This is a genomic window from Paraburkholderia sp. DD10, from assembly GCF_049177125.1.
Lineage (GTDB): Bacteria > Pseudomonadota > Gammaproteobacteria > Burkholderiales > Burkholderiaceae > Paraburkholderia > Paraburkholderia terricola.
In genome coordinates, this window is sequence record NZ_CP185393.1 from 2,730,036 (window position 1) to 2,741,581 (window position 11,546).

Below are 11,546 nucleotides of genomic sequence, written 5' to 3' on the forward strand. Positions count from 1 at the left end.
GGCGTTTCAATCGTAGCCAGCAGCGCTTGTTTCACCCAGTCGGCCGAATGGCTAACGTTGGGCCGGCGCGACGGCACTGGCCGCGCTCACCACAAGACGCCGCGCGTTTCACTCCGCTCGAGATCGAACCTCAAGCCGCCGCGCGATGAGCATTGCGGCGCTTGAACAGATAACCGACGATCACGACGAACAAAGCGCCCGCGATGCACATGCCGTACTCGGCTGCGGGCGTATCGAGGATCGGCCAACGGTCGCCCGCCGGGTCGTTGATGATGAGGCCGCCCGCGATCCAGCCGAGCAACGCGGCGCCGAGCGTGATGACGATCGGAAAGCGGTCGAGCAGCTTGAGCACCACCTGGCTGCCCCACACGATCAGCGGAATGCTCACCACGAGGCCGAAAATCACCAGCGCGAGACGGTGCTCCGGATCGGCCGCCTCAGCCGCGCCCGCAATCGCGATCACGTTGTCGAGGCTCATCACCGCGTCCGCGACGATGATCGTCTTGATCGCCGACATCAGCTTGTCGGCCGGCTTGACGTTCTCGTGGGGGTCATGCGCGGGCGCCATCAGGCGCACGCCGATCCACAGCAACAGGAGGCCGCCGGTAAACTTCAGCAACGGCACGTCGAGCAGCGCCACCGCGAACGCGATCAGCGCCACGCGCAACAGAATGGCGCCGACCGTGCCCCACAACACGCCCTTCGTGCGCTGTGCCGGCGGCAAGTTGCGGCAAGCCAGCGCGATCACGACGGCATTGTCGCCGCCGAGCAGAATGTCGATAACGATGATCTGTATGACTGCGCCCCAATGGAGCGTGGCGAAAAACTCGAGCATGAGTAAAAGAATAAGAAGAAATCGGACACGGGGCCAATAAAAAAGCGGAGGAGTCTAAAAACTCCCCCGCTTCTTAGAACCGCACGCTGACGAAAGGACTCCGTAAGCGTATCAAAAACACGCCGGCATTGCAGGCGAATTTCGACTTACAGCATCGCCTTCAGAAGACGCGCCATTTCCGACGGGTTCTTCGTGACCTTGATGCCGCAAGCGTCCATGATTTCCAGCTTCGCTTCGGCCGTATCGGCACCGCCCGAGATGAGCGCGCCGGCGTGGCCCATGCGCTTGCCCGGAGGCGCCGTGACACCGGCGATGAAGCCGACCACCGGCTTCTTCATGTTGTCCTTGATCCAGTACGCAGCGTTCGCTTCGTCCGGACCGCCGATCTCGCCGATCATGATGACGGCGTCCGTATCCGGATCGTCGTTGAACATCTTCATCACGTCGATGTGCTTCAGACCGTTGATCGGGTCGCCGCCGATACCGACCGCCGACGACTGGCCCAGGCCGATCGCCGTCAGTTGGCCGACTGCTTCATACGTGAGCGTGCCCGAACGCGACACGACGCCGATGCGGCCCTTGCGGTGGATGTGACCCGGCATGATGCCGATCTTCAGTTCGTCCGGCGTGATCGTGCCGGGGCAGTTCGGTCCGAGCAGCAGCGTCTTGCGATTTTCGCGGCGCATGCGGTCCTTGATCTCGATCATGTCGCGCACGGGAATGCCTTCCGTGATGCAGATCGCCAGATCCAGATCGGCCTCGACCGCTTCCCAGATCGCAGCCGCGGCGCCTGCCGGCGGCACGTAAATCACCGACACGGTCGCGCCCGTTTCAGCCTTGGCTTCAGCGACGCTCGCGTAGATGGGAATGCCTTCGAAATCTTCGCCGGCCTTCTTCGGGTTCACGCCCGCAACGAACGCTTCGCGGCCGTTTGCGTATTCACGGCAAGCACGCGTATGGAACTGACCGGTCTTGCCGGTGATGCCCTGCGTGATGACCTTGGTGTCTTTGTTAATCAGAATCGACATGTATTGACCTCTGTTCGTTTGGCGCCGCGCGGTGGCGCCACGAGGCGGGATGTTCTCCGCCCGCGTCGCTTACGCGCCGCCATTCGTAATCCTGGTTAATCCTGGCAAAAAACCGTGGACTAAGGCTTACGCCTTGCCCGAAGCGGCCGCGACGACCTTCTGAGCCGCTTCTTCCATGCTGTCCGCCGCGATGATCGGCAGACCGGATTCAGCGAGCATCTTCTTGCCGAGGTCCTCGTTCGTGCCCTTCATGCGGACGACGAGCGGCACCTTCAGCGACACGGCCTTCGACGCCGCGATCACGCCTTCCGCGATCACGTCGCAACGCATGATGCCGCCGAAAATGTTGACCAGAATCGCCGTCAGGTTCGGGTTTTTCAGCATGATCTTGAACGCTTCCGTGACCTTCTCGGTCGTGGCGCCACCGCCCACGTCGAGGAAGTTCGCCGGTTCGCCGCCGAACAGCTTGATGGTGTCCATCGTTGCCATGGCGAGGCCCGCGCCGTTCACGAGGCAGCCGATGTTGCCGTCGAGCGAGATGTACGCGAGGTCGAACTTCGACGCTTCGACTTCAGCCGGATCTTCTTCGTCCAGATCGCGATACGCGACGATTTCCGGATGACGGAACAGTGCGTTCGAATCGAAGTTGAATTTCGCGTCCAGCGCGATGACCTTGCCGTCGCCGGTCAGGATCAGCGGGTTGATTTCGGCGAGCGATGCGTCGGTTTCCCAGAACGCCTTGTACAGACCTTGCAGGATCGCGCGCGCTTGCGGGATCGATGCGTCGGGCACGCCGATTTTCTTCGCGAGGTCGTCGGCTTCGGCGTCCTTCAGGCCGGTCGACGGGTCGACCGCAACCTTGTGGATCAGCTCGGGCGTCTTTTCCGCGACTTCCTCGACGTCCATGCCGCCTTCGCTCGATGCCATCACGACGATCTTCTGCGAAACGCGATCGATCACGAGGCCGACATACAGTTCCTTCTTGATGTCAGCGCCTTCTTCGATCAGCAGGCGATTCACCTTCTGGCCTTCCGCGCCGGTCTGGTGCGTGACGAGCTGCATGCCGAGGATCTGGTTCGAGTACTCGCGAACCTGTTCCAGCGTCTTGGCAACCTTCACGCCGCCGCCCTTGCCACGGCCGCCCGCATGGATCTGAGCCTTCACGACCCACACCGGGCCGCCGAGCTCTTCCGCGGCCTTGACCGCATCATCCACCGAGAAGACCGGCTTGCCGCGCGGTACCGCGACGCCGAATTTCCGCAGGATTTCCTTACCCTGGTACTCGTGAATCTTCATGCGTGATTCCCTTCAGTCTGAGAGTTGGATTGAACTTCGTTTCCGTCGCCGCCGTTCATGCCGGACGCGTTGCCGCCCTCGCCCTCGTGGCGGGCCGCTCCATCTGACGATGCGCCGCGATCCGCTGTATACGGAGCGCGGACATACCAGCGCGGATAAAACTGCTGCACCGCCTCGCCGTCGAAACGCAGCGCGTGGCAGCGTCCCAATTGGAATGGCGGTTTGTCGTTGGAATGCTCGCCCGCGCCGCTGGACGATGCGCGTTCCGAACTGGCGCTAGCGCCCGGCGCACCCTCGTTGATGTTCCACACGTCGCCGGCGAACGCCTGGATCGCGACGGTCGGCAGGAGCGCGCACAACTCGGTGAGATGCGTGCAGCCGGCCGTGCCGGCCAGCAAACGGGCGGCATCACGACGGAAGTTGCGGAACAGATTGAGCCCGATGAGGGCACGGTAGGCGGGATTGCTGGCTTGGCACAGACCGGGATAGGGCACCCAGTCGGACGACGCCTCGGCGTCGACGACATTGAGCTTGCGATGGATGGTGATGCGAAGCCAGAGTTCATGAATCGGCTGACCATGAGGCCGGACGCCCGACGCAAGCACCACGTCGCGCGGTTTTTCGTCGGTCAAGCACGCTTCCACATCCCACAGGCCATCGGCTCGCTCGTAGGCTTCCGCTCTGATTGCGCGACGGTGGCGCAACTGACGGGACACTGGCGGGGAGAGCGGCATGCGGAAAGGAAAGGCCGGATTGGAAAACCGGTGAATTTTAGCATACTGGGTATTTGAGACAGGTCGGAATGCGCGGCGACGCCCAGCGGGCCGGGGCGAGCGAGCAGCGCCCGCTGGCTACTCGCCGCTCCACTCCTCGTCGATACCCTTGAGGATCTTGCCGATCGTCGCGCCCGAAAAACCGCGCGACGCCAGAAAACGCGCCTGCTTCGCGCGTTCGGCGGGCGTTTCGGGAAGCTGGCCGAATTTCTTTTGCCAAACGGCTCGGGCTCGCGCGAGTTCAGTTTCGCGCAATTGCGCGCCGGCTTCCTCGACTAGCGCCGGGTCGACCGCGTGTTGCTTCAATTCGCCGACGATCCGGCTCGCGCCCAACCGCGACGAGCGCCGATGAACCAGACTTTCGGCGAAGCGTGAATCGGACAGCCAGTTTTCCGTTTCCAGTGAATCGAGCAAGGTGTCGAGCGAATCGGTTTCCTCGACGAACGGTTTCAGCTTGCGCGCGAGTTCGGCGCGGCTGTATTCACGGCGAGACAAATAGCCGAGCGCGCGCCCTTTTAGCGAACGGGCCGGGCGTTGGGATTTCTTCGCTTCGTCTTGATCCGGCTTCGCTTCGCCAGGCGCGCGACGCGAGCGGGTGTAGGTGGTTTCGGTGACTGAAGCGGCTTCAGAAGAACCCGAGGGGCTTCCGGAAGGATCAGAAGTAACACGTGGGGAGGAGTCAAACTGCGCGCGCCGCGAGCGACGGCCCGCGGCGCGATCATGTGCGTCGAACGATTCGGACGGGTCGAACGGATCGTTCGAATCGCCGTTACCGTCACGCGGGCCGCCCGCGTTGCGTCCAGCATTGGACAACGGCCGGCCCTTGCGTATCACGTGATGGTTACTCTTCTTCGCCCGCGACTTCGGCGCCCGCCCCGGTCACTGCTTCGGCCATGGCGTTCACACCCAGCGATTCGCGGATACGGTTTTCAATTTCACGAGCGATATCAGGATTCTCGCGCAGGAATTCGCGCGCGTTGTCCTTGCCCTGACCGATACGTTCGCCGCTGTAGCTGTACCAGGCACCGGCCTTGTCGACGATCTTCGCCTGCACGCCGAGGTCGATGATCTCGCCCTGGCGCGAGATACCCTCGCCATACAGAATGTCGAAAATCGCTTCGCGGAACGGCGGCGCCACCTTGTTCTTGACGACCTTCACGCGCGTTTCATTGCCGATCACTTCGTCGTTCTTCTTGATCGAACCGATGCGGCGAATGTCCAGGCGCACCGACGCGTAGAACTTCAGCGCATTGCCGCCCGTGGTGGTTTCCGGATTGCCGAACATCACGCCGATCTTCATGCGGATCTGGTTGATGAAGATCACGAGGCAGTTCGTGCGCTTGATCGTGCCGGTGAGCTTGCGCAGCGCTTGCGACATCAGACGCGCTTGCAGACCTGGCAGCGAGTCGCCCATTTCGCCTTCGATTTCGGCCTTCGGCACGAGGGCCGCGACCGAGTCGATCACGATCATGTCGATCGAGCCCGAGCGCACCAGCGCGTCGGCGATTTCGAGCGCCTGCTCGCCGGTGTCCGGCTGCGAGACCAGCAGGTCGTTCACATTTACGCCGAGCTTGCCCGCGTACTGAATATCCAGCGCGTGTTCCGCGTCGATAAACGCCGCCGTGCCGCCGATCTTCTGCATTTCGGCGATGACCTGCAGCGTCAGCGTGGTTTTACCGGATGACTCCGGGCCATAGATTTCGACCACACGGCCACGCGGCAAACCGCCGACGCCCAGTGCGATGTCGAGACCGAGCGATCCGGTTGAGACCACCTGGATGTCTTCGACTGCCTCACCTGCGCCGAGCCGCATGACCGACCCTTTGCCGAACTGCTTTTCGATCTGCGCGAGTGCGGCAGCGAGTGCCTTGCTCTTTTCAGCAGTCAGTCCAGCCGAGCCTTTCTTGCTTTCTTCCATGAATCGTCCTTTGCTATGATGAACGGCGTCTGAGGCAGGTGCGCAGCGCGTTTTCAACGAACGGCGCACGAAACTCAGACACTGTATAAAAAAACAGTGGTTTTGGCAAGCACGATTCCATGCGAACGCGCATATTTACTCTCGCGCTACCCCACCACCCACAATAATTTTCGGAGACCGCTGTGCGCCGCGGGGACACCCAAGGTGCCGGCAAGGCCAAAGCTGGCGCACCATGCGAATTCTGATTGCCGAAGACGACAGCATACTCGCGGACGGTCTGGTTCGATCACTCCGCCAATCGGCCTATGCCGTCGATCACGTGAAGAGCGGCGTCGAGGCCGACACCGCCCTGTCGATGCAAACCTTCGACCTGCTGATCCTCGATCTCGGCCTGCCGCGCATGTCCGGGCTCGAGGTGCTGCGCCGCCTACGCGCGCGCAATTCGAACCTGCCGGTGCTGATCCTGACCGCCGCGGACAGCGTCGACGAACGCGTCAAGGGCCTCGATCTCGGCGCCGACGACTACATGGCCAAACCCTTCGCGCTGAACGAACTCGAGGCGCGCGTGCGGGCGCTGACCCGGCGCGGCGCGGGCGGCGGCCCGACCGTCGTGCGGCACGGCTCGCTGTCGTTCGACCAGGTTGGCCGCATCGCCTATGTCAACGAACAGGTGATCGACCTGTCGGCGCGCGAGCTGGGCTTGCTCGAGGTGCTGCTGCAGCGCATCGGCCGCCTGGTCTCGAAAGAACAACTCGTCGACCATCTATGCGAATGGGGCGAGGAGGTCAGCAACAACGCGATCGAAGTCTACGTGCACCGGCTGCGCAAGAAGATCGAGCCGAGCGGCGTGCGCATCATCACTGTGCGGGGCCTGGGATATTGCCTCGAGAAGGCGGCGTCGCCCGCGAACGTGAACGCCCACGCCGGCGAGAGCGAGGGCGCGCCGCCGCCGTCCGCCGCCGGGCCCGAACCCGAGCCGCCGTCGGGCCCGATGCCGGCGAGCCACCATTTCAAATAGGGAACGCCCCATGGCCGCTCGCGCAGATCGCCCCACGGCGCACGCGGCGGACCTCGACGAAGCGCGCGACGAGCGCTACGCCAATCCGTTCGCCCCGCCCGACGAGACCGAAGCCGCCGCCGCGGCGCGTCCGCGCTCGCTATTCGGCGAGATTCTCGACTGGATGTTGGCGCCGCTCCTGCTGCTGTGGCCGATGAGCCTCGCCGTCACCTATCTCGTCGCCAAGTCGATCGCCAACGGGCCGTTCGACCGCGCGCTCGAAACCGACGCCTATGTGCTCGCGCGCCAGATTCATCCGGTGAATGGCGTGGCGGAGCTGTCGCTGCCCGATTCCACGCGCGATTTTCTACGCACCGACAATGTCGACAGCCTGTTCTATCAGGTGCTCGGCACGCGCGGCGAACTGGTCGGCGGCGAGCGCGACATGCCGTTGCCGCACGAGGACGATCGCCCGCCGCCCGGCCTCGTCGAATTCCGCGACGACGTGCTGCACGGCAACGACATCCGCGTCGCCTATACGACCGTCGAGTTTCCGCAGACGCCCGGCGCGCAGCCGGTGCTGGTGCAGGTCGCCGAAACGCTCGACAAGCGCAGCCAGCTCGCCAACGACATCATCAAGGGCGTGATCCTGCCGCAGTTCGTGATTCTGCCGCTCGCGATCCTGCTGGTGTGGTTCGGCCTGTCGCGCGGACTCGCGCCGCTGCATGCGCTGCAGGACCACATCCGCGCGCGCCGCCCCGACGATCTGTCGCCGCTGGAAGCACGCCGCGCGCCGCCCGAGATAGAGCCGCTGGTCACGTCGTTCAACGATCTGCTCACGCGCCTCGAACAGAACATGGAATTGCAGAAGCGCTTCATCGCCGATGCCGCGCATCAGATGAAAACGCCGCTGGCCGGCCTGCGCACCCAGGCGGAGCTGGCGTTGCGCCAGGACGTCTCGGCGGAAGTTCATCGCTCGCTCGAACAGATCGCCACCAGTTCCGAGCACGCGGCGCGGCTCGTCACGCAGTTGCTGGCGCTGGCGCGTGCCGAGAACCGCATGTCGGGGCAGATTTTCACCACCGTGGAGGTCACCGAGGTCGCGCGCCATGCCGTGCGCGACTGGGTTCAAGCCGCGCTCGCCAAGCAGATGGACCTCGGTTACGAAGCGCCCGAGGAACCGGTCGAAGTGGACGGCAATCCGGTGATGCTGCGCGAAATGCTGTCGAATCTGATCGACAACGCGATCCGCTACACCCCGGCGGGCGGACGCATTACCGTCAGGGTTCGGCATGAGGCGACAGCGCGGCGCGTCCATCTCGAAGTCGAGGACACCGGCATGGGCATTCCGGCGGCCGAGCGCTCGCGGGTGATCGAGCGCTTCTACCGGATTCTCGGCCGCGAAGGCGACGGCAGCGGCCTTGGGCTTGCGATCGTCCGGGAGATCGCAACCATGCACGGCGGCGAACTGACGATCGAGGACAACGTCTATCAAACCTCGCCGCGGCTTGCCGGAACGCTGGTGCGTGTCAGCTTGCAAGCGCACGAACCGGCACGGGACTTACCCTAACGCTGATTGAACGCCAAACCGGACGGCGGCAATTATTGAGACACGTTAGCCGCGCGTTGGCGTGGCTTTTAGCCAAATTGGAAGGTGTTAGCCAAAATTCGCCGCATGAACGACGCAACCCTGTTCACCCCGCCACGTCAGTAGCCCGTAAGTTTCCATTCCAATAATCGGTTCCACGGGGACGCCTTGCCGGCGAACCGCGTGCATATCAATATTGGAGACGACATATGGCTACCGTTGGCGGGCAACTCTCGCATACGCCGATGACGCGAGAAGAGAAGCGGGTGATCTTCGCATCGTCGCTGGGTACGATTTTCGAGTGGTACGACTTCTATCTGGCCGGTTCGCTCGCGGCTTTCATCAGCAAGAGCTTTTTCTCCGGCGTCAATCCGACCGCCGCCTTCATTTTCACGCTTCTCAGCTTTGCCGCGGGTTTCGCGGTGCGGCCGTTCGGCGCGATCGTGTTCGGGCGCCTCGGCGATATGGTCGGGCGCAAGTACACGTTCCTCGTCACGATCGTGATCATGGGTCTGTCGACGTTCCTCGTCGGCTTCCTGCCCGGCTACGCGGCGATCGGCATGGCTTCGCCAGTGATCTTCATCGCGATGCGCATGCTCCAGGGTCTCGCGCTCGGCGGCGAATACGGCGGTGCCGCCACTTACGTCGCAGAACATGCGCCGGCGGGACGCCGCGGCTTCTACACCGCATGGATCCAGACCACCGCCACGCTCGGCCTGTTCCTGTCGCTGCTGGTGATTCTCGGCGTGCGCACGGCGATGGGCGAGGACGCGTTCGGCGTATGGGGCTGGCGCATTCCGTTTATCGCGTCGATCGCGCTGCTGGCCGTGTCGGTGTGGATTCGCTTGCAACTGCATGAGTCGCCGGTGTTCGAGCGCATCAAGGCCGAAGGCAAGACCTCCAAGGCGCCGCTCTCGGAAGCATTCGGCCAGTGGAAGAACCTGAAGGTCGTGATCCTCGCGCTGATCGGCCTGACAGCCGGCCAGGCCGTGGTCTGGTACACGGGTCAGTTCTACACCCTGTTCTTCCTGACGCAGACGCTGAAGGTCGACGGCGCGAGCGCCAACATCCTGATCGCGATCGCTCTCCTCATCGGCACGCCGTTCTTTCTGTTTTTCGGCTCGCTGTCGGATCGCATCGGCCGCAAGCCGATCATCATGGCGGGGTTGCTGATCGCCGCGTGCACGTACTTCCCGTTGTTCAAGGCGCTCACGCATTATGCGAATCCGGCGCTGGAAACCGCCACGCTGAAATCGCCGATCGTCGTGATCGCGAATCCGGACGAATGCTCGTTCCAGTTCAACCCGGTCGGCACGGCGAAGTTCACGAGTTCGTGCGACATCGCCAAGAGCGCGCTCTCGAAGTCGGGCTTGAACTACGAGAACGTCGCGGCGCCGGCGGGCGCGCTCGCGCAGATCAAGGTCGGCGACACGGTGATCAACACCTATGACGGCAAGGCCGCCGACGCCAAGGAGCAAGGCAAGACGTTCGACAAGACGCTCGCGACGACGCTGAAGACGGCCGGCTATCCGCCGAAGGCCGATCCTTCGCAGATCAACTGGCCGATGACCGTGGCGATCCTGACGATCCTCGTGATCTACGTGACGATGGTGTACGGGCCGATTGCGGCGATGCTGGTCGAGATGTTTCCGACGCGCATCCGCTATACGTCGATGTCGCTGCCGTATCACATCGGCAATGGCTGGTTCGGGGGCTTCCTGCCGGCGACCGCGTTCGCGATCGTCGCGGCGAAGGGCAACATTTACTCGGGGTTGTGGTATCCGATCGTGATCGCGCTCATTACGTTCGTGATCGGCATTCTGTTCGTCAAGGAGACCAAGGACTCGGACATCTACGCGAGAGACTGAACACGGGGTGTCCGGGGCTGCTTTGAAAAAGTAGCGCGCCGGGGGTTGACAGCCTCCGGCGCTATCCCCATAATCTCGCTTCTTTCGGCGAATTAGCTCAGTTGGTTAGAGCGACGGAATCATAATCCGCAGGTCCGGGGTTCGAGTCCCTGATTCGCCACCAGTTGCAAGAAAAAGCCCGCTTCGGCGGGCTTTTTTTCGTCCTTGATTTTTATACGGTTTCTGGCAATTCGAGGACGCGGCGCGTTTGGCCGATAAGCTCACCGGTACAACCTGCTGGTACAAACCGGGCTCGCAGGGAGGTCCACATCCGGATGGACGACGAATTGGCCAAAAAACTGTACGTGTGCCGTCCGCGCGGTACTTCGGTGCCTCGATTTCGCGCTGTCATCCTGGACAGTTTGCGCCCCTACGCCGACGGCCAAAAATGTTCAAGCGGACACTGGGGCAAAGACCCGTCGCGACAGCGCGAGCGACGGCGACTATTTCGGTTTGGACTGACTGACGGCGTTGCGCGCCCGTCGACGACCACCTCGCCGCCGGTACCGCGCCGATTCTCGACTTGCAGGGTGAGAACGACGCAGTGTCGCCTCGTCGGTTCTCACAGCTTCTCAAGTCCATGCTCGGCGACCGCGAGACGGTAGTCGTATTGCCGAATGCGGGACACGCGATGGCGCCCGCGCAGCCCAAAGCGATGGCTGATGCGATCTCAACGTTTGCGAAGCGAGTCAACCAATAACGCGACGCTTGACGTCGGGGCAGCGAAGCGGCCCTGGCGTCTCCCGAAAGAACAAGGGAACAGCAATCACGTGCTAACCAGCGTGGCAGACGCAGACTGCTAGCGATGTCTGTTCTAATCGGCAGCAAAGACCACGGCTGCGGTATCGCCGACTTCCGTAAAGCTTCGGACAAAGCGATAGGCTTGGCTATCGATATGAATCTGGTTCCCGCCCGAGGAGGTTAGCTCGAGCATGTCGTTTGCAAGCGAAGTTGCGATCGTGCCAATCTGCTTCAGGTCCTCGGGCAAACCTGCTGGGTCGCCCAAATAGACGGTACACGCATCGACCGTGTGTCGCATCATCACGATGCTTGTCGCGCTATCGAGTGCGCGCTCAAGATACCCGGCGAGAATTCGCAGCGATTCCGGCACGTCTGCGCCATAAGCGTTCGCTAAGCCAATATCGTCTGTCACTTTGAACTCCTTCGGCCGTTTGGGCCATGTGAGCGGCTCGTGTCTTTTTTC

10 protein-coding genes, 1 tRNA gene and 1 pseudogene are annotated in these 11,546 nt (G+C 62.7%); 5 read left to right on the forward strand and 7 right to left on the reverse strand.

The window, feature by feature from the left end; translation table 11 throughout:
- Window positions 1-130: 130 nt before the first annotated feature.
- The 6 genes from ACOCG7_RS27575 to recA all read right to left on the reverse strand — a co-directional run bounded on the left by ACOCG7_RS27575 (window position 131) and on the right by recA (window position 5,850).
- Window positions 131-835, reverse strand: coding sequence for a TerC family protein (locus ACOCG7_RS27575; protein WP_073429043.1), 705 nt, complete (start codon window positions 833-835; stop codon window positions 131-133).
- Between the two features lie 146 nt (window positions 836-981).
- Window positions 982-1,863, reverse strand: a complete 882-nt coding sequence (gene sucD, locus ACOCG7_RS27580; RefSeq protein WP_073429044.1) for a succinate--CoA ligase subunit alpha — start codon at window positions 1,861-1,863, stop codon at window positions 982-984.
- Window positions 1,864-1,989: 126 nt separating this feature from the next.
- Window positions 1,990-3,159 (reverse strand): ADP-forming succinate--CoA ligase subunit beta, encoded by a 1,170-nt coding sequence (gene sucC / locus ACOCG7_RS27585; protein WP_073429045.1) that lies wholly within the window; start codon window positions 3,157-3,159, stop codon window positions 1,990-1,992.
- Window positions 3,156-3,893: a DUF2889 domain-containing protein gene (locus ACOCG7_RS27590; RefSeq protein ID WP_421378073.1), complete on the reverse strand. Its 738-nt coding sequence runs from the start codon at window positions 3,891-3,893 to the stop codon at window positions 3,156-3,158. The genes sucC and ACOCG7_RS27590 overlap by 4 nt, the downstream gene beginning before the upstream one ends.
- Before the next feature lie 117 nt (window positions 3,894-4,010).
- Complete coding sequence (gene recX / locus ACOCG7_RS27595) at window positions 4,011-4,766, reverse strand: recombination regulator RecX (RefSeq protein ID WP_083083227.1); 756 nt, start codon at window positions 4,764-4,766, stop codon at window positions 4,011-4,013.
- A gap of 7 nt (window positions 4,767-4,773) precedes the next feature.
- The gene (gene recA / locus ACOCG7_RS27600) at window positions 4,774-5,850 is read right to left on the reverse strand and encodes a recombinase RecA (RefSeq protein WP_073429048.1); all 1,077 of its coding nucleotides are present in this window, start codon (window positions 5,848-5,850) and stop codon (window positions 4,774-4,776) included.
- Between the two features lie 232 nt (window positions 5,851-6,082).
- Between recA and ACOCG7_RS27605 the strand changes: the two genes are divergently transcribed.
- From ACOCG7_RS27605 to ACOCG7_RS27625, 5 genes and pseudogenes are all read left to right on the forward strand, one after another.
- Window positions 6,083-6,868: a response regulator transcription factor gene (locus tag ACOCG7_RS27605; RefSeq protein ID WP_083083225.1), complete on the forward strand. Its 786-nt coding sequence runs from the start codon at window positions 6,083-6,085 to the stop codon at window positions 6,866-6,868.
- A 10-nt stretch (window positions 6,869-6,878) separates the two neighbouring features.
- Window positions 6,879-8,417 (forward strand): sensor histidine kinase, encoded by a 1,539-nt coding sequence (locus ACOCG7_RS27610; RefSeq protein WP_083083222.1) that lies wholly within the window; start codon window positions 6,879-6,881, stop codon window positions 8,415-8,417.
- Window positions 8,418-8,644: 227 nt separating this feature from the next.
- On the forward strand, window positions 8,645-10,303 hold the full coding sequence (locus tag ACOCG7_RS27615) for an MFS transporter (protein WP_073429051.1): 1,659 nt from the start codon (window positions 8,645-8,647) through the stop codon (window positions 10,301-10,303).
- Between the two features lie 86 nt (window positions 10,304-10,389).
- Window positions 10,390-10,466: transfer RNA gene (locus ACOCG7_RS27620), tRNA-Met, on the forward strand.
- Between the two features lie 366 nt (window positions 10,467-10,832).
- Window positions 10,833-11,042, forward strand: a pseudogene (locus ACOCG7_RS27625) (alpha/beta fold hydrolase); the annotation flags it as partial.
- A gap of 114 nt (window positions 11,043-11,156) precedes the next feature.
- Here the strand turns inward: ACOCG7_RS27625 and ACOCG7_RS27630 are convergent.
- Window positions 11,157-11,495, reverse strand: coding sequence for a hypothetical protein (locus tag ACOCG7_RS27630; RefSeq protein ID WP_114163158.1), 339 nt, complete (start codon window positions 11,493-11,495; stop codon window positions 11,157-11,159).
- Window positions 11,496-11,546 lie beyond the last annotated feature (51 nt).